The 17691-nt window shown below is 59.6% G+C and carries 19 protein-coding genes, 1 tRNA gene and 3 pseudogenes; 13 read left to right on the top strand and 10 right to left on the bottom strand.

Going from position 1 to position 17691, the window contains the following annotated elements; translation table 11 throughout:
• Nucleotides 1-22: 22 nt before the first annotated feature.
• A complete protein-coding gene (locus OMP38_RS19345) occupies nt 23-898 on the top strand; it encodes a TetR/AcrR family transcriptional regulator (RefSeq protein WP_277566548.1) in 876 nt (291 codons plus the stop codon).
• 89 nt (nt 899-987) lie between these two features.
• Here the strand turns inward: OMP38_RS19345 and OMP38_RS19340 are convergent, their stop codons facing one another.
• On the bottom strand, nt 988-1875 hold the full coding sequence (locus OMP38_RS19340; RefSeq protein WP_277566547.1) for an aldose epimerase family protein: 888 nt from the start codon (nt 1873-1875) through the stop codon (nt 988-990).
• A gap of 416 nt (nt 1876-2291) precedes the next feature.
• Here OMP38_RS19340 and OMP38_RS19335 point away from each other — a divergent pair, with 416 nt between their 5' ends.
• Complete coding sequence (locus tag OMP38_RS19335) at nt 2292-3317, top strand: phosphodiester glycosidase family protein (RefSeq protein WP_277566546.1); 1026 nt, start codon at nt 2292-2294, stop codon at nt 3315-3317.
• Between the two features lie 332 nt (nt 3318-3649).
• Here the strand turns inward: OMP38_RS19335 and OMP38_RS19330 are convergent, their stop codons facing one another.
• From OMP38_RS19330 to OMP38_RS34830, 5 genes and pseudogenes are all read right to left on the bottom strand, one after another.
• A complete protein-coding gene (locus OMP38_RS19330) occupies nt 3650-4264 on the bottom strand; it encodes a DUF3298 and DUF4163 domain-containing protein (protein ID WP_277566545.1) in 615 nt (204 codons plus the stop codon).
• Between the two features lie 118 nt (nt 4265-4382).
• On the bottom strand, nt 4383-5393 hold the full coding sequence (locus OMP38_RS19325; RefSeq protein ID WP_277566544.1) for an SPL family radical SAM protein: 1011 nt from the start codon (nt 5391-5393) through the stop codon (nt 4383-4385).
• Between the two features lie 322 nt (nt 5394-5715).
• Nucleotides 5716-6846, bottom strand: coding sequence for an AbrB family transcriptional regulator (locus OMP38_RS19320; RefSeq protein ID WP_277566543.1), 1131 nt, complete (start codon nt 6844-6846; stop codon nt 5716-5718).
• Between the two features lie 55 nt (nt 6847-6901).
• Nucleotides 6902-7324 carry a LuxR C-terminal-related transcriptional regulator gene (locus OMP38_RS19315; RefSeq protein ID WP_338130546.1) on the bottom strand — a complete coding sequence of 141 codons (423 nt, stop codon included), beginning with the start codon at nt 7322-7324 and terminating at the stop codon, nt 6902-6904.
• Between the two features lie 100 nt (nt 7325-7424).
• Nucleotides 7425-7526 (bottom strand): annotated as a pseudogene (locus OMP38_RS34830) (DNA-binding response regulator); the annotation flags it as partial.
• Between the two features lie 169 nt (nt 7527-7695).
• Here OMP38_RS34830 and OMP38_RS19310 point away from each other — a divergent pair.
• A tRNA-Thr gene (locus OMP38_RS19310) sits at nt 7696-7771 on the top strand.
• Nucleotides 7772-7960: 189 nt separating this feature from the next.
• Nucleotides 7961-8528 (top strand): annotated as a pseudogene (locus OMP38_RS19305) (YdhK family protein).
• Between the two features lie 152 nt (nt 8529-8680).
• Here OMP38_RS19305 and OMP38_RS19300 read toward each other — a convergent pair.
• Nucleotides 8681-9058 (bottom strand): c-type cytochrome, encoded by a 378-nt coding sequence (locus OMP38_RS19300; protein WP_277566542.1) that lies wholly within the window; start codon nt 9056-9058, stop codon nt 8681-8683.
• 232 nt (nt 9059-9290) lie between these two features.
• Here OMP38_RS19300 and OMP38_RS19295 point away from each other — a divergent pair, with 232 nt between their 5' ends.
• Together OMP38_RS19295 and OMP38_RS19290 are read left to right on the top strand one after the other, a co-directional pair.
• A complete protein-coding gene (locus OMP38_RS19295) occupies nt 9291-9506 on the top strand; it encodes a hypothetical protein (protein WP_277566541.1) in 216 nt (71 codons plus the stop codon).
• Between the two features lie 376 nt (nt 9507-9882).
• Nucleotides 9883-10425: a type 1 glutamine amidotransferase domain-containing protein gene (locus tag OMP38_RS19290; RefSeq protein WP_277566540.1), complete on the top strand. Its 543-nt coding sequence runs from the start codon at nt 9883-9885 to the stop codon at nt 10423-10425.
• 58 nt (nt 10426-10483) lie between these two features.
• Here OMP38_RS19290 and OMP38_RS19285 read toward each other — a convergent pair whose 3' ends face one another.
• The 3 genes and pseudogenes from OMP38_RS19285 to OMP38_RS19280 form a co-directional block, all read right to left on the bottom strand.
• Nucleotides 10484-10774: a hypothetical protein gene (locus tag OMP38_RS19285; RefSeq protein WP_277566539.1), complete on the bottom strand. Its 291-nt coding sequence runs from the start codon at nt 10772-10774 to the stop codon at nt 10484-10486.
• Between the two features lie 79 nt (nt 10775-10853).
• Nucleotides 10854-10901 (bottom strand): annotated as a pseudogene (locus OMP38_RS36035) (hypothetical protein); the annotation flags it as partial.
• Nucleotides 10902-11135: 234 nt separating this feature from the next.
• A complete protein-coding gene (locus OMP38_RS19280) occupies nt 11136-11531 on the bottom strand; it encodes a helix-turn-helix domain-containing protein (RefSeq protein WP_277566538.1) in 396 nt (131 codons plus the stop codon).
• Between the two features lie 281 nt (nt 11532-11812).
• On the opposite strand from OMP38_RS19280, the gene OMP38_RS19275 reads away from it, so the two are divergent.
• The 7 genes from OMP38_RS19275 to OMP38_RS19245 all read left to right on the top strand — a co-directional run bounded on the left by OMP38_RS19275 (nt 11813) and on the right by OMP38_RS19245 (nt 17667).
• On the top strand, nt 11813-12388 hold the full coding sequence (locus OMP38_RS19275; protein ID WP_277566537.1) for a sigma factor-like helix-turn-helix DNA-binding protein: 576 nt from the start codon (nt 11813-11815) through the stop codon (nt 12386-12388).
• A 106-nt stretch (nt 12389-12494) separates the two neighbouring features.
• Entirely contained in the window at nt 12495-12944 is a 450-nt protein-coding gene (locus tag OMP38_RS19270) for a hypothetical protein (RefSeq protein ID WP_277566536.1), read from the top strand.
• Nucleotides 12945-12957: 13 nt separating this feature from the next.
• Complete coding sequence (locus OMP38_RS19265; RefSeq protein ID WP_277566535.1) at nt 12958-13155, top strand: YqzN/YkzM domain-containing protein; 198 nt, start codon at nt 12958-12960, stop codon at nt 13153-13155.
• Nucleotides 13156-13157: 2 nt separating this feature from the next.
• Nucleotides 13158-14606 carry a phage tail sheath family protein gene (locus tag OMP38_RS19260; RefSeq protein WP_277566534.1) on the top strand — a complete coding sequence of 483 codons (1449 nt, stop codon included), beginning with the start codon at nt 13158-13160 and terminating at the stop codon, nt 14604-14606.
• A gap of 18 nt (nt 14607-14624) precedes the next feature.
• The gene (locus tag OMP38_RS19255; RefSeq protein ID WP_277566533.1) at nt 14625-15032 is read left to right on the top strand and encodes a phage tail tube protein; all 408 of its coding nucleotides are present in this window, start codon (nt 14625-14627) and stop codon (nt 15030-15032) included.
• Between the two features lie 13 nt (nt 15033-15045).
• Complete coding sequence (locus tag OMP38_RS19250; RefSeq protein ID WP_277566532.1) at nt 15046-15456, top strand: phage tail assembly chaperone; 411 nt, start codon at nt 15046-15048, stop codon at nt 15454-15456.
• Between the two features lie 174 nt (nt 15457-15630).
• Nucleotides 15631-17667, top strand: coding sequence for a TrbL/VirB6 family protein (locus OMP38_RS19245; protein ID WP_277566531.1), 2037 nt, complete (start codon nt 15631-15633; stop codon nt 17665-17667).
• The last annotated feature ends 24 nt before the right edge of the window (nt 17668-17691 follow it).

The following is a 17691-nucleotide window of genomic DNA, read 5'->3' as shown; positions in this document are numbered from 1 at the left end:
CTTCCGCAAGGGAGGGTCCGATATGAATGCCCGCAAGCATCAGATTATCGAAGCGGCCATGCGCTGCTTTGCGCGGAAGGGATTCCACGCAACGTCCATCCAGGAGATCGTCGACGAACTGGGGATGGCGAAGGGCTCGATTTACTTTTACTTCAAAGGCAAGGAAGAACTCCTGCTGGCCGTCATCTGGCACTTCGTCGAGCAGATGATGGCAGAGCTTGCCGTGCTGCCGGATGAGCGGCAGCTCGGCCCGCGCGAGCAGTTCAGGCTGCAGCTCGTACGGCATTTCGAGTACTTCCAGAACAATTGGGATTTTCTCATGATGCTGATGCAGGAGCCGCAGGCCAATATCGGGCAGGAGCAGAAGTCCAAGCTGCTGCACGAGCTGCGACATCGGCTGTTGATGTGGAAGCGTCAGTATATCGTCGCGATCTATGGCGAGGCCGCCGCCGCATACGGCCGGGATGGCGCGCATCTGCTCAGCGGCATGCTGAACGAGGTCATGCACACCTGTCTGCTGGAAAAGCGGAAAATGAAAGGCGAGCGAGTCGGGGACTATTTGCTGGAACGGCTCGACGACGTGATGGCCGGATTTGCCGGACGAGGCTCCGCGCCGCTCATGGACGAAGAGGAGACGAAGCGCGGACTGGACGGCGAGTACGGCGCCGCGCTGCGCGAATTCGTCCGTACCGTCGAACAAAGCGGTCCGGAGGAGCTCGCGCCCGAACGCCGATCCGACCTGCTCGAGGCGGCGGGCAGACTGATCGAGGAGATCGGCCAGCCGATCCCGGATCGCATCCTCGCACGCAGCCTGTACGCCTATCTCAAGGCGCTTTGCCTGCCGGCATGGCGCGCCCGTCTTGAAGCGGCGGGCGCCATGCTGAAGCTTGAACCGTAAAAAGCGGCCTGCCGCCCTCTTCATCCCTCAGGATGATCAGGCGCGGCAGGCCGCTTTGCAGTACGGTCGCAATTTTCACGAGCTTCGCTTTAAACTTCGGTCTCGATCGTGAAGTCCGCGTCCAGACTATCACCCGGCGGCACCAGGATGAGGCCTTCTTTGCGGTTAAACGCTTCGTTCAATGCGGTCCAAGGCTCGACGCAGACGAAGGGCTTGCCTTCGACGGACCAGAACACGACGACGCCGAATACGTCGCTGTAGCTCAGCTTGATCCTGCGTCCGGACGGCGACGGGAAGGAGATCTCCGGCGTCTTCGGATCGAGAAGCGCGACCGATTCGACCAGGCTGCCGAGGTCGAACGCGCCTTCGAACGGCTTGACTTGACCGTCATTGTAGTCGAGTGCCTTGGTGGCATCGGATGTGTACTTGAGCTGCTTGTCAGCCGATATAAAGTAAGGGTGGAACCCGGCCTGTACCGGCATATCCCGCTCGGACAGGTTGTTGTAGGACTGCTCGATATAGAGCTTGCCCGCTTTGAGACGATAGGTGAAATGAAGCTCGAATTCGAAAGGATACGATGCGAGCGTCTCCTCGTTGCTGTGAAGCTCGAGCGTCAGCGCGGCTTCGTCTTCGTCCGCGTAGGCGTTTACGACTTCCCACGCGGAAGTGCGGGCGACGCCGTGGTTGCGCATGCGGTAGGTTTGTCCTTCCCACTCGTAGGTGCCGCCTTGAAGCTGGCCGCAAATGGGGAACAGCACCGGAATCCCGCCCCGAATGTTCGCAGCCGGGTCAATGAAGGTGTCTCGGTCGAGATAGAGCAGCTCCTCGCCGTTCAGGCGGCAGCCAATGACGATGCCCCCGCGTTGCGGGCATACGGTCACTTTGGAATCCGTCGCGCTGTCCGTCAATTCGTAGACGACATATGTATCGGTGCGGTTTGTTATTCCGTAGGTTTTCGTTTTCGTGTTCTCGCTCATTGAGCAGGCCTCCGATCCGATGTGCCGCAGCGGGTCCTGCATGGCGGCTTTCGGTTCATTATAACAAGTTCGTTACCCTTATGGTAACCGAATATGACGGCAATTGCGAAGGTTGAACGACAATTTTAGCTGTCATTTCCTGGGCAGTGATGTCGGACGCCGGCGAGACGGTCGGGCTCTATACCCATTTTGCGGGGAGATGCAACCCGCTGCGCAATTAAATCGTCTAATTCGGTAGATTTTCCAACAGACAGGAGCGTGTCATCATTCCTAATCCTCACGTATCGACACCCGGAGGTGCCCCTGGCGGGCGGTCCCGGGCGGAGGTCTATGCCAATAAGTCTACGCGCTCGGCTTCGGGCCAGCACCGCAAGAAAAATAGAGCTTGGCGGCGTTTCGTCGCTTTTTTCTGGACGATGGTCGTTCTCGCGCTGGCGTTTGCCATTTGGTTTTTCGTGACGCCGTCGGGCACTTCGGTTCGCTATCGACTGGCGGATGCGATCATCACGACGCAGCATCGCGACTACGCGAAGTATCTGATCGGCAAGGAAGGGCTAGAAGCCCGGGTGGCCGCTTATGCCGAGCAGTTCAAAGACATGGGCGAAGAAAAGGATACCCATGAGATCGCGCTTCCCGCGGACGCGCCGCACGAAGACGACGCGACGGCTTCGGAGCCGCTTACGTCGGTCGAAGAAGTCGACGGCAAGGGCTATCACGGCTACCTGCTGACCGTATCGGATCCGACCAAGATTCGGCTCGTCGTGCCGGAGAAGGCGGGCAAGGGCGAGAAGGTGCCGAGCATGGTCAAGCGGACCGGCGCGATCGCGGGCGTCAATGCCGGCGGCTTCGCGGATCCGAACTGGCAGGGCAACGGCTTCCAGCCGATCGGGCTCGTCATCACGCAGGGCAAGATTTATTACAACGGGCTGGGCAAGAACAGCAGCACGCAGATCGTGGGGCTGGACAAGAACGGCAAAATGATCGCGGGGCATTATTCGATCAAGGAGCTCTTGGACCTCGGCATCTCCGAGGCGGTCAGCTTCGAGCCGCGGATCATCGTGAATGGCAAGGGACTGATTAAAAACCACGCCAACGGCTGGGGCATCGCGCCGCGAACGGTCATGGGCCAGCGGGCGGACGGCAAGATTCTGTTCCTGATCATCGACGGCCGGCAGATCGGCTACAGCATCGGAGCGGACTTGTACGATTGCCAGCAGATCATGCTGGAGCACGGGGCGGTCATCGCGGCCAACCTCGATGGCGGCTCGTCCACCGTGCTCGTCAAAGAGGGCGGCGAGCTTGTGAACAAGCCTTCGTCCAAAGGCGAGGGCGGACGATACTTGCCGACGGCATTCCTGGTATTCAACGATCCGGCTTCGGTGGATGTGCCGAACGTCTGGGCCGGGCTAACGCCGCAGGACATCGATCCGAGCAAATGGTAAAGTCGATGGCGCGTTGAGGCCTCGTGAAATCCGGGGAGGCTTGAGCGCGGTAAAGCGTGACCGTAAAAGCATGACCGGGAAAGCATGACCGGTAAAGCATGACCGTAAAAGCATGACCGGGAAAACATGGCCGGGAAAGCATGGCCGGGAAAGCATGGCCGGGAAAGCATGCCCGGTAAAGCATGACCGGTAAAGCATGACCGGTAAAGCATGACCGTAAAAGCATGACCGGGAAAGCATGGCCGGAAAACCATAAAGGAAGGCTGCCGAACCGCATCCAGCGGCGATGGCGGCCTTCCTTTTTTCGAGGTCGGATGTCGTGCCGACCGGCCTCAATACATCATCGCGCCGAGCGGACCGTCCTCGTCGATGATGTCTTGAATGGCGTATACGGAAATCGGGAAGTAGGGAAAACCCCACGCGTAAGGGACCAGATCGTAGAGCTGGAAGTAAATGACGAGCGCTTTGTCCGCGATGTAGTAATCCTGGTCCGCCGCGATGCCGGGATAGGAGGACAACAGCGGGAGCTTGCGCGCCTTGATCTGGGCTTCGATGAGCGCATTGAGCTTCTTTTCGTAATCGGCGCCCTTCTTAAACAAGTCCTTAAGCTTGTAAGAGCGGCCCGTGTCCGCATCGAAGGTCAGCGACTTCTGGATCGTATTGCCGTGCGCGCCGCCCGTGAACACATAGTTAAGCAGCGACAGGCTAAGGACGCCTCGTTGGTTCGTCTTCACCTCGAACGTGCCGTCCATCTCCTGTACGTCGGGAGACGGATAGCCCTGGGTGGACATCAGCGACGTCTCTTCGCGCTTGATCGCTTCGTTCATGGTCTTGCGGGCTGCCTCGCCCGTGCCGCCCGTGATGACGGGCGTACTGAGCTTCAGCGGAGGCTTCTCGGTCCGCTCGATCGAGATCGGGAGCATCAAGGTCTGTACGTTCATTTTCATTCCCCTTTGCCTGCGCTAGGCGATTGTCATCACAGCTTATGCGCGGGGAGAGAAGGGGGTGCCGGGCATGGAAGTACGAGAGGGGCCGGCGGGTATTGAAGAAGTGCCTCGGATGTCGTTAGAAAAGCGCCAACTGCACGGGCTGGCACGGCGAAGCGCCTGCGTCGCTTGGAAACGGCGAATCGGCCGCCGGGCTGGTGGGCGAAGCAGCATGAGCGCTGGCTGGCGCTGAACCCAAGGCATAAGCGGCATCGCCCTTCGGTACCTCCATAGCGCCGATCTCGGAAAGTCCATAGCGCTTCATCTGCGCTGCGATTCGGGCGTAGACCGGTCGGCGGTAGCTGTCCGGCAGCCGCGCAGAATGCCAGTAAAGCTTGCCGTAGGCTTCGGCGAGCTCGGGGTAGGCTGCGCGCAGCACCGAGAAAAACCAGCTCTTGACCTCCGGCGTCGACAACCGCAGGAACGACGACATCATATGGCGGACGCCGGCGTTCGCCAGCGCTTCGACGAGCGCCTCGGTATCGGATTCGCCGTCGGTGAGCAGCGGCAGAATCGGCGCGCCGAAGGCGTGCACGCGAATGCCGGCCTCGGTCAGCGTGCGTGCGCATTCGAGCCGGCGCGCGGGCGAAGGCGTAGAGGGCTCGAACGTCCGCCAGATTCGGGTGTCCAGCGTATGAATGCTGATATTCACCGAGGCGCCGGGTAGTGCGCGCAGCAGGTCGAGGTCCCGCAGCACAAGCGGCGAGCGGGTGGTGATGCTGACGCCGACGTCGAATTCGGCGAGCGTCTCCAGGCAACCGCGCGTCAGCCTGGCCTTGGCCTCGAGCTGTTGGTACGGGTCCGTCGCGGTGCCGATCGCCACGTGCGAAGGGAGCTTGCCCCGCGCGCGCATGCGCTGCAGCTGGGCGCGCAGAATGGCCGGCGCATCGTCCTTGTAGAAGATTCGATGTTGGAACGCGTCGTCCGCCGCCTCGCCGAGATAAGCGTGCGTGCTCCGCGCATAGCAGAAGCTGCAGCCGTGCTGGCAGCCCCGGTACGGATTAATGGACCAGTCGAAGGGCATCGACGGGGCGCTTACTGCGTTCAGGATCGTTTTGGCCCGCATGGGCAAATATTGAGTCGGATTCATCCTGGGGCCTCCTCCGAAGCATACGAATTAAAATAGGAACATTTGTTCCTGTTTTAGAATAGCAAACTTCAGGAGGAGAGTAAAGAAGGGAGATTGCCAGCAGGGTATTGCAGGATGGGGGGAGAGGGAAGTACGGTGCTGTCCATGGGAAGTACATCCGCCTGGAGAGGCTTCGCAGGAGGCAAAGGGCTTTCGGTGGAGAAGACATGTGGCCGGAGGAGGCTGACGACCTGCAAGGTGCTTTCGAGGGATAGTGCGAACGTAGGAGCGAGCGCCGGAAAAACCGGGTGCTGACGTGGACAGCACCCGGTTTGTGACGTTGTTAAGAAGTCTCTTTTCCTGGCTCCTCATCTGCCGCGCGCCGGGTGGCGAGCCGAATGATCCATCTTAGCAACGGTGGAATGGCGAAGAAGATGAAGAAAGTCCGGAACAGCTGGTACCCGGCCACGGTCGACAGGTCCGCGCCGATCTCGTGAGCGACCAGGCCCATCTGGTCCATGCCGCCGGGCGCAAGGCTGAGCAAGGCCGTAGGCAGCGACAGCGGATGAATCTTTGTCAGCAGGAAGCTTAAGCCGATCGCGCAGGCGAGCAAACCGATGCCGCTTAGCGCCGCGAGCGAGAGGATGCGCAGTTTGCGTTCGAGCTGCGCGGGCTTTAGCAGAAGGCCGACGTAGGTCCCGATGGCAAGCTGCGCCGCGTCGATGATCGGCGCCGGCAGCGCCGGTCCGTGCAGGCCGGCCGCTTGGAGCAGCGCCGCGCCGAGCGCGGGGGCGAGCAGGAAAGCCGTCGGAAATCGGACTTTGTCGCCCAAAAGCGCAAATAGCGTGCAAACGACGGCGTAAATGGGCAGCGCGGGCCAAAGCCCGGCCCAGTCGTTGTGCTCGCCCGAAGTTGCGACCGCGCTTACGGCGTCGCCGACTTGAAAACCGAATATCGGGCTGAAAATCAGCAGCGGAATGCAAATTACGATCATCATCAGCCGTACGACCTGGATGATCGTAACGACGGTCAGATTGACGCCCTTCGTTTCCTCCGCCAATATGAGCACCTGCGTCAGTCCGCCGGGTATGCTGCCCATCAGCGCGGTGAGATAGGGGATTCCGCCGAGCTTCGCGACGACGGCGGCGAGGGTCGCGCACAGCAGGAGCAGCATCGCGGTCATCAGCAGCATCGTAGGCAGCTGCGCGCCCATCTCTCGCAGCGCGGCGCCGGTGAGCGACAGGCCGATCGTATAGCCGACGGCGATCATGCCCGCGTTGCGCACGGGGCTCGGCCAATGATATTTGCCCCGCCATATCGAAGAGCCGCTCAAGACGCCGATCATGGGTCCGAGAAGCCAAGGCAGCGGCCAGCCTAACAGATGCATCAGGGTACCGCCCGCCATCGCGGTGACCAGCGCGACGAGCCCCCGAACCGACCGGCCGGGGGCAAAATTCGAAACATTCGCGTTCATGATGTCGTATGTCCTTTCTTGAACGAATGCCGGGACTGCCGCAGCGCGACCAGGATCAGCCGCCCGCCATCTCCTTCAGCCAAATGACCGCCTGCGTGCGATCGTTCGTTCCGATCTTGTCGTAGATGGTGCTCACGTAATTTTTAACGGTGCCTTCGCTCATGAACAGCTGGCCGGCGATCTCCCGGTTCGTTCTGCCCTCGACCATCAGCGCGATGATGCTGAGCTCGCGGTCCGTGAACTTAAGGCCGTCGGTCCGGCCGCGCGCGCGCAAGCCCGTCGGCTTGCCTGCATGCGGGGAGGCGAGGCGGGCCGCCAGCTTGGCCGCGATGCCGGCGGGCAGCATCATCTCGCCGCGGGCGGCGTCCCGGATCGCCTGGAGCAGCTTGTCGCTCTGGATGTCCTTGAGCAGAAACCCCACGGCGCCGCTCGCGAGCGCTTCGATAATATAATCGTCCTCGTCGAACGTGGTCAGCATGAGCACTCTTACGCCAGGGGCGTCCTGCCGGAGCTTTTTTGACCGCCTCGATGCCGTTCATCACGGGCATGCGGATGTCCATGAGCACCAGGTCCGGCTTGTGCCGGATCGCGAGCGCGCATGCGTACTCGCCGTTCTCGGCGGTCCCGACGACCTCCATGTCGTCTTCGAGCTGTATTATCGTCTGCAGACCGTCCCGCATAAGCGTCTGGTCGTCGGCGATCAGAATCCTATACACCCGCGTTCACTCCTTTGAGCCTCATTATAAGGCACATTCGGTCCTTATCGAACCCCCCATAAAGGAATATCAAAAAAAAATCGAAAAAGGGCTTGACTATGGGCGGCGAATTCGGTATTCTGTTTAAGTGTTCGCTGATGTAGCTCAGCTGGTAGAGCAACGCATTCGTAATGCGTAGGTCGGGGGTTCGAATCCCTTCATCAGCACCATAAGACGCCAACGACGGCGCGGTTTCCGAATTCGGAATCGCGTCTTTTTTTGTTGTTTGAGGACTGATTTTCTAAGATTTTCTAAGGTCCGATTTATCGTCTGAATATGATTCGATTTGTTGCATGCATACCCTGCGGGGGTATGTTGAGATCATATTTACAATCGGGTAAAGGAGATGACGCTCGAAAATGATAAGATTATTGGTGTTGCTCGGCCTTGCTGCCGCGTTAGTTGTAAGTGGATGCGGGAACTCAAATAATAACGAATCTATAGTAAGCAGCACATCAAACGAAATAAGCCGTTCAGATGACATGAGCCATTCGGAGATGAGCGCAAATGCAGAAGTGCCTGCCGGACTGAAGGAAGCTGAAAATCCGACTTTTAAAGCAGGGAGCCAGGCGATCATTCAAGCAGACCATATGCCCGGAATGAAAGGCGCGGTCGCAAAAATCGTCGGGGCTTATGATACGACGGCGTATGTCGTTACCTATACGCCGACGACCGGCGGCGAACCTGTCAAAAACCACAAATGGATTATTCATCAGGAAATTAAAGATGCAGGCGATAAACCGTTTGCGCCCGGTTCGGAAGTTATCATAGAAGCGGATCACATGCCTGGGATGAAAGGTGCGACGGGGAAGATTGAATCAGCGAAAGCGACCACAGTATACATGTTTGATTACACGCCGACTACGGGGGGGAGATGTAGTCAAAAACCATAAATGGGTTACAGAAAGCGAATTGTCTGCCGAATAAGTCATGAAATCATTGTTCGTTGTCGGATGATGAGATCGCCACAGTAAGCGAGCTTTCTTGTCAGCCTTTTGCAACGCGACGTCTGTCGCGGTGCAAAAGGCTTTTTTTATAGGCAAAAAAAAGTGACCCCTCGGGGTCACGGCGCGTTCCGCTTATTTTTTCGCTGCCAGCCAAGCGGTTAGCGTGGCGATCTGATCGTCCGTCAGCGTTCCCTTAAAGGCCGGCATGCCGCCGCCGCCATTCAGGATCTGCTTGTGAATGTCCGCTTCGGACATTACCGAGCCGACCTTCGTCAGATTGGGGCCCATGCCGCCCTGCAATTGATCGCCATGGCAAGCCAGGCAATTGCTCTTGTAGATGGCCGTGGCCGCTTCGGCGTCGACCGTGGCGGGCGCTTCGCCGGCCGACGCGGAAGGCGCGGCCTCGTGCGTACCGGCAGACGGTTCTTTTTCCCTCAAGGAGAAAAACACCATCAAAATGGCGATCAAGCAGCAAGCGGTAATTAAGCCGGGCATGAACCATCTTTTCATCGTTCGAGTTCCTCCTTTTACGCATCTTTAGATTAAGATTACCCGTTTCTCCGAATGTTAGTTAGGCCCGAACGGGCTACTTCATGATTTAATGGTAAAAAGATGCGTGGACTTTTTTGTTATCGGGGCATTAAAATTGTTTAATGATTGAAAGCGGTTAAAGCCGGTTCGTGCCTGTACCAGCGGGTAATAATAAGAGCAAGGCCATTCCACCCTTGAAGGAGTGATTCAAATGGCACGAGCAGATCCAGACGTCAGCACGAGGCGCGAAGCCAACATGCACGGCGGAGAAGCGAGGGCAAGATCTCCGGATCGTGAACACGACTACGAAGAGTTGGGACGCGCAAATGCCGAATCAAGGGCATCATGGGATCAGAAGGCCGGGCTGCAGCCGGATATCGGGAACCAGGTTCGTGACGATCACGGCAGGTTCGCGAGCGAACGTTGAAGCTGTTAGGCAGTGATTCCGGATACGAATGGCATGGCAAACTTGCTATCGCCTAAGGACAGGATGTGATTCCGTTGAACCAGGAAGGACAGCGCGGAATCGCGGAGTTGAAGTAGCGCTCCGCAGCATCACGGCCAAGGGTTTGAGTTGACGCTTGCTCAGGTCACCGCCACAGCCCGCAACAATCCTCGGTTCGAATGAGGCAGGGCTTAACAATCGGGCAACCGTCTGAAATGTTCCCGGCACCCGCGCGAAGCGAACGAATGAATTGTTGTTGTCGAGGATGATCATTCTTATAGAAGTCAGGGAGCAGAACGCGGCAACGCAAGCCGCGTTCTGCTTCCGTACATACAAAATGAACAAGAGGTGATTCGATATGGCAACCGTTAAGCAAGGCCTCCGTAAGGTCGCGTTTTTGCTGGAGGAAGGCTACGAGGATTCGGAAATGAAAAATCCATACGACGCGTTGGTTGAAAACGGCAACGATATCGACATCATCAGCACGGAAAAGGGCAAGGAGCTGAAAGGAAAGAAGGGAACGGTGACGTACACGTCTCATCTGGCGGCGGGCGATGCAAAAGCCGGAGATTATGAAGCCATCGTCATTCCGGGCGGCGGCTCGCCGGCCAAGCTCCGGGAAGATCCGGCTGTCATCGCGTTCGTCGCCGAAGCGGACAGCGCCGGCATCCCGATCGCGGCGATCTGCCACGGTCCGCAGGTGCTCGCGAAGGCGGGCGTACTCAGCGGCAAGACGCTGACGGCGACAGCGTCCATTCAAGAGGAAGTCGAAGCCGCCGGCGGCGTATTCGTGGACCAAGAAGTCGTCGTGGACGGCAATCTGATCACGTCGCGCAAGCCCGAGGACGAGCCCGCGTTCATTCGCGAGACGATCGCGAAGCTCGGCGTGTCGGCCTACTGAGCCTTTGTTTGAGATTGAAGGATGCGCGGCAGCGATGCCGTTCGCATCCTTTTTGGCGTTAAATAGGCGGCTCGTCGCCCGGAATGGACGATTGGTTTTTTTCCAGGGCGACCTCCGCGGGCGATTCCCGGTTCATTCTGCCGATCTCCTCCCAGAGGACGGCCTCGAAAGCCCGGCGCTGAAATTGGTCTAGCCGAACGTCCGCCAGTTCGCAGGTCACGCCGAATCGGCTGGCCAGCTGCTGCACCGCCTCGCCGCGAACGGCAGGAAGCTTCATATCCTTGATCATCGAAAAGGGCATCGAAGCGTAAAGGACGAACCGCTTCGCCTCGGCCTCCTGATGCTCCAAAAAAAGACCGGGGCATCACCGTCTGATTGCCTGCGTGCCGGAGAATGTGGCATAGCTCGTGCAAATAATCCTCCCATTGCCGTTCGGCCGTCAGGCGCAGGTCGATCAGCACCGACCGTATCCCCATCCACTCGAGCGCTTTGCTGGATTCGCTCATATAATGAACCCATACGTCCAACCGGTCGGACACTTCCTCAATGGTCAACTGATCGGGCGTCAAGATCCCGGCTCTGAGCCATAGCGCCTCGATCCACTGTTCGAAGGGCGTCGGTTGATAATATTGGAGCATCTATGGCACCTCGAAATGAGAATGTATGTTCGGTCGAGCGGCGAAAAGAAACGCCCGAAGGCGCGGCTTTGACTATTCTTTATCCCGATCCGATTTGCGGAGACGTTCCTGTTCCCTGATAAACGTCCAAAAACGCAGCATCTCCTCTTGCCGGGCTTCGGGCGCATCCAGGTAATCTTTGAAAAACAATCCGTGCTCCGGGTTGCGCATGAATTCCTCGAATGCCGCCGCTTCCGTAGCGGGCGCCGCCGTTCCTTCGAGCGTCGAATCGTTCGTTAGACCAAGGAGATAATCGGCGGTCGTCTTGTAATACTCGGCGAAGCGGCCAAGCAGGTCGGGCTCGGGCTTGCGGTCGTCGGATTCGTAGCGCGATAGCTGGACATTGCTGATCCCCAGATCCTTGGCGGCGGTCAACTGCGTCTTCCCGAGTCGCTCGCGCCGTTCTCTGAGCCGGCTTCCCAACGTCATGACCATCTTTCCCTCCGGTAAGAAGTTACCTTTATCCTAACACGGTTTTTCCGTAATGGCAAATTTATTTCCAATAATCCATTAAATAAGGAATTGACAGTTGCCATGTTGGCAATATATGATGGATGCACAACTAAATATACGAACAAATGTTCCTAATTCGATTTAGCGTTCTATGTTAATGAGAAGGATTGAACCTTTAACAAAATGCTGTTGCATGTATCGTGAACGGCCTTATTCAGATCATGGTTTGCCATTTTGGCAAAGAGGGGTGTTTACCAATGAATGATATTACGGATCAAGCTACGCCGGAAAGCTATCGCCACACGCGCCGTCTGCTGATGATCGCGGCGGACAAGCTCACGCAGCGGATGGGAGCGTTAGAAGACCAGGCAGGAAAAGAGAGCGCCGCAGGAAAGGCCTGGTTCGATCTGGACAGGCAGCGGAGGCTTGTCATCGACATGATCGCCAGCTGCTCCTATATTATCGACTGGCTGGAGACCGGTCGCATGCCGGGCAACCGCAGGGGAATCGAACGGCGGGCGGGCTACCAGCGGGAGGTCCCGACCGATCCTTCGGTACTGTCTGCCGTGCTGGAAGGGAGAAGCTCCCAGAATACCCGGGAATCGACCGTCCACCTAGACGGCGCGCCCAGCTTGGCGCTTGAGCGAGCGCTTTGCGGACTAACTGAAAGGGAGCGCGAATGCTATAGGCTATCCCAGGCCGAAGGATTTACGCTCGCCGAGGCGGCGGACGTACTTAAAATCAGCAAGTCCAGCGCAAGTACGTATCTGCTGAGAGCGAGGCGCAAGATCGAAGCGAACCTGCGCGATGGCGGCGGCAGCAGCGTCGGATAGCTTGTCGTACGTTTGCCACCAATAGATGAGAATGCGAACAAGTGTTCTTAAAAAATGGCTGCAGCAAGGCGCTTAGGCGCGGCGGCATGAAGGCGAGGGAGCTTCGGTGAGCGGAGACGAAGGTTGGATGCAAGCGCTCGCGAGTTGGACGGCGCAGACGCTTGACGACGCCGAGTGGCAAGTGTACGAGCATGCATGGCCCGCCGATTATGAGCGGCCTGCCGTGTTGTGGCGGCTGACAGGCGTCGAGACGAAGACCGGCAATGCGGCCTTCGGCGAGGAACTGCGGCGCTACGCCGGGCATGTGCTAGGGCGGGATCCGGCGCAGGAAGCGGACGCGGTCGCAAGGCTGACGAGCGCGCTGAACGCCGCGGTCAAGCTGCCGCTCGACGCGGCGCAACGGCGGTATCTGCTCGTCGGCGAGGCCGTTGCCGACCTCAAGGCGGACGCGATCGCGACCGGGCAGCTCGGCTTGGCGCTGAACCGGAAGAACCGCCGGCCTTCGGAGACGGCGCCGCTGATGCAGGAAGTCGCGTTTCAACAAAAAGAAGAATAGAGGTGGCCGGCGAATGGCGGGGAAAAAACAAGGCGACGACACGGTCGCGACTTACGGCAAGGATGAGCTGATCGCCTATGCGGGCGAGCTGTTCGGCGTCAGCCCGGAGGCAGTGCAAGGCGCTTTGCACGGTTCGGATGCCGGAGAACGCTTCACCATCGAGAGCGCCAGGGCGCTCGTCGACAATTTCATGAACAGGAAGGTGAACTGAGCATGGCTGGAGGCACTTGGAATCAGACGGATCTGCCGGTATTGCCCGGCTTCTATATGGCGTTCCGTTCGGCGGCCGCGGCCGCGGTGCAAGCAGGGGAACGAGGCGTCGTTATCATGCCGGTCAAAGCTCACTGGGGACCGGTCAAGCAATTCGCGGAGGTGACGAGAGAGGCCGACATCGCGAGCCTGTTCGCGGTCGACGAGACGGGCGGCGCTACGGCGTACACGTCGCTTCGCTTCGCGCTGCTCGGCGGCGCGAGCAAGGTGCTCGCTTACCGGCTGTCGGACGGTACGGACGCGAAGGCGTCCAAGACGCTGAAGGACGGGGCCGGCACGCCGGCTGACGTGCTGAAGCTCGAAGCCAAGCAGACCGGGGCGCGGGGCAACAACTTCAAGGTGACGGTGCAGGTCAATCCGGCGGATGCCGCCATGAAGGACATCAAGCTGTTCGAGGGCAGCACGCTCCTGCGTACCTTCACCTTCGCCGACGGCTCGGTGCAGGCGGCCGTCGATGCCGTCAACCAGGACGTGGCCAACGTCTGGGTGACGGCCTCCAAGATCGCGAGCGGTAACGGCTCGCTGGCGCCTGTAGCCGGGGCCGCGTTGACGGGCGGCGCGTCGGGCATCTCGGGCATCGCGAACGCGGACTATGTGAACGCGCTATCCGCCTTCGAGACGCAGACGTTTAACACGGTCGCGCTCGACGGCGTATCCGATGCGCAGTTGCACGCAAGCCTGGTTGCCTGGGTGGCGCGCATCCGCGGCGAGGGACACGGCGCGATCGCCGTCCTCGGCGGCTCGCTCGCGGACGACAAAGCGGCGGATGCCGTCGGCAAAGCCGCGCAGCGCAGCGCGTCCTTCAACCACGAAGGCATCGTGAACGTCGGCACGGGCGCCGTGCTGGCCGACGTCGAATACAGCTCCGCGCAGGTGGCGGCGTATGTCGCCGGCCTGATCGCCGGCCAGCCGCTGAACGGGTCGACGACGTACGCATCGTCGCCGTTTCAGGATGTCGTGCGCCGCTGGACCCGCTCCGAGCAGGAGCAAGCCGTGCGCGGCGGCGTCTTCCTTCACGTTCACGACGGCCGCATGGTCAAGGCGCTGCGCGGCGTGAACAGCCGCGTGACCTTGGCTTCCGGTCAGAACGCGGCCTGGAAGAAGATCCGGACGATCCGCGTGCTCGACAGCGTGAACGCCGATCTCCAGCGCACCGCCGAGGACCAATATATCGGCAAGGTGAACAACACCGAAGAGGGCCGCCTTGCGCTGATCGGCGCCTGCAAGCAGTACTTGGACGCGCTGGCGTCGGCCGGCGTCATCGAAGCGACGGGATACGACGTCGCGGTCGATGCGTCCATTCCCGCGGCGGCGGACCAGGTGTTCCTGAAGTGGGAAGCGCGCTTGACCGATGTGGTCGAACAAATTTTCGGCACGTTTATCGTGCAATAACGAGGGGGACTACGGCAAATGATGGATCCGACCAGAGCGATTCTCGGCACTTACGGACAAGTGTTCATCGACGGCACCTGGCAGACGAATATCAACCACCTGGAGGCTTCGGTCGAGGTGGAGAAGCGGGAGCTCAAGCTCGCCGGCTCGGAGTGGACGCAGCACAAGCTCGGCGCCAAGAAAGGCACCGGCACGATGAGCGGCTACAAGGTGACGAGCGATATGATCTCGCGCGGCTTCGCCAAGTTCAATATTATCAACAAGCTGTCCGATCCGGAGGCGTACGGCTTCGAGCGCATCCAGCTTACCAACTGCGTGGCGGACAAGCTGCAGCTGGCCAACTGGACAGCGGGCGAGGAAGTGGCGGAAGAGACGGCATTCACGTTCGAGGGCTACGTGCTGCTCGATCCGATCAAGGCGAACTAAAGGAGGCGCAGGCATGACGATCGACATCGGTCAAATGACGGAAGAACAAGTGCTGCAGCGGCTGCTTGACGCCGACACGCTGCCCGAACGCACGGTGCTGCTGGAGCGGCTCGGCATCCCGGTGAAGGTCCGGGGGCTCACGGGCAAGCAGGTATTCGGCATCCGCGAGCGCTGCACGGAGCGCAAAGAAAGACGCGGCCAGACCGTCGAACGGCTCGACGAGGAGCTGTTCAACGTGTCGCTGATCGCAGCGGCCACCGTGTCGCCCTCCTGGGGCGACGGCAAGCTGCTCGCCAAATTCAGCGCGAGCAGCGCCGAAGAAGTCGTGAAGCGCATCCTGCTCGCCGGCGAGCTGTCGGCGCTCGGCGACGTCGTGCTCGACCTCTCCGGCTTCAACACGGAGCTCGAAGACGTAAAAAACTGATCGCCTCCGGGGCGCTGGCCGGCATGCTCCATGCCATCTGGGTCCGGCACCATCTGCGCCCCGGACAGTTCTGGCTGCTTCCCCGGGGGGAGCAGCTCTTTTTTGATGGCGAGCATGGAGCTTGAGCTCGAAGCCGAGCGCGGGCAGAACGGCGGGAGAGGAGGTTAGGCATATATGGCGGAAAACGCTGTGCCTTACGATTACATTATCGATGCCGACGGGTTGAAGGAGAGCGTGACGCTGCTGCGCACGGTCACCCGTTACATGGACAGCATCCAGCGGCGTCTGGACCGGCTGTCCCGAATGCGGGTGGTCATTCCGATTCGGCTGAGCGATTGTTTGTGCGAGCCGATCAAGCGGATCAGGACGCACTTGGAGGCGCTCACCAAGAAAGACTGGAGAATTCGCGTTCAAGCCAGCTTTACGGAGAAAATGAAGGCCGCGATGAAGGTGTCGGTTAAGACGGTCGTAAAGACTTCCGTAAAGACCGTCGTAAAAACCGTCGTAAAAACGATCGTCAACACAAGCGTCAACGTGGATGTGCGCGTCACGGCGCTGGCGATAGCCGCAGCGGGAACCGGTGCCGGCGCCGCCGGCGGACAAGGACCTCCCGATAAAGGGAAGGACAAATCCTTGTGGGAACGCATTCTCGACTACGTGAAGGATCTTGGCAAGGAAATTCTTGACGTATACAAGGACCGCCTGAAGGAATGGGCCGTCGGCATGATCGACAAAGGTATCAAGACGCTTTCCGGCATACCCGGGATGGGTTGGCTTAAAATATTGCTTCCGGAAGAGAAAGAAGAAGAAAAAGGCAAAGACAACATCACCGTCAAGGTCAATTGTGTTTGCCGTTGCAAATGCCAAGGAACGTCTTATGGCGGAAACGGGGGGCGTGGCGGACGCGGTGGACGCGGCTCGCGCGGCGGCGGCCGAGGCGCCAGAGCCGGCGGCTTGCTCGGACGGGCGGTCGGCGGATTGGGCAGAGCGCTCGGCGGGCTCATCCGTACGGTAGGTAAAGGGCTGATCGTCAAGACGCTTCTCGGCGGAGGGAAGCGTATCGCGGGAAGGGCTTTGTCGGCAGGAAAAGCTGTCGCAGGCAAGGCTTTGGAGAAAGGCAGGATGGCAGCGGGCCAAGTATTAGGTAAGGGCAGAGCGGCTGCGGGTCAAGTCATTGATAAAGGTAAGGCAGTCGCGGGACGGGCGGCGAGCGCGGTTAAAAACGCCGCGAGCAGCGCCTGGGACGCAGGCAAAAGTACCGCCGGCCGGCTATGGAGCGGCGAGAAGGCGCTGGCAGGACAGGCGTTGGACAAGGGCAAGAACGCCGCCGGTCGTGCAGCCGGCGCGGTGAAGAGCGCGGCTAGCAATGCCTGGGGAGTCGGTAAGGCGCTCTGGGGCAAATTGCGCAGGGGCGGCGATTTAGCCGACAAGGCAGGGGACATCGTCTCTGCGCCTGCTTCCGGCAAAGCATTCAAGCGCTTGCTGAAGGTTGGCAAGATCGGCGGCAAGCTGCTGCGTCCGCTTGGCGCGATCTCCGACGTGGCCAGCATCGTCACGGCCAAAAACGGAGACGAGCGAGCGAAGGCGATCGGCAGCGCGGCCGGCGGCTGGGCCGGCGCGGCGGGAGGCGCCGCGATGGGCGCCGCCATCGGATCGATAATTCCGGGAATCGGCACCGCAATCGGCGGATTGGTCGGCGGCGCGATCGGCGGTCTTGGAGGCAGCGCCGTCGGCGAAAAGTTGGGCTCCTACGCCAAGAAGGCGTTTGGTTGGTTAGGCAGGAACAAGCATAAGAAAAAAAACGACACGTCAGCGGCTGGGGACTTGTTACCCTCAAACGAACCTGCGTCTTCTTCTGCCAAAGGGTTCGGGCTTGCGGCCATTCAAGCAGGCGGTTTGCTCGGCGGAGCAGCCATTTCTCGGTTCTCCTTAGGCGTTCCCGTGCTGCCTTCCGTTCAACAATTAATGAATCGCTCCTTGTCCCAGATACAGGCGCTTCCGGCGCCCGCCACACCTTTAAACCCGACGAATCCGGGTGCGACTCGCGGACAGGGAACCTCTCAATCGGCCCCAACGATTAACATCAATATCCCCGCAGGCGCCGTCCAACTGACGGTCAAGGAGACCGAGATCGACTACAACGCCATCACGGCGCAGGTCGGCACCCGACTTTCGGCCTCGATCCGGCAGACGCTGGAGAACCGGCCTTAATATAAAATACCGCGCGGCGGAAGG

The sequence above is a fragment of the Cohnella ginsengisoli genome (assembly GCF_029525555.1).
Lineage (GTDB): Bacteria > Bacillota > Bacilli > Paenibacillales > Paenibacillaceae > Cohnella > Cohnella ginsengisoli.
Note: the sequence above shows the minus strand (reverse complement) of the source record. Positions and strands in the feature narration are given on the sequence as shown.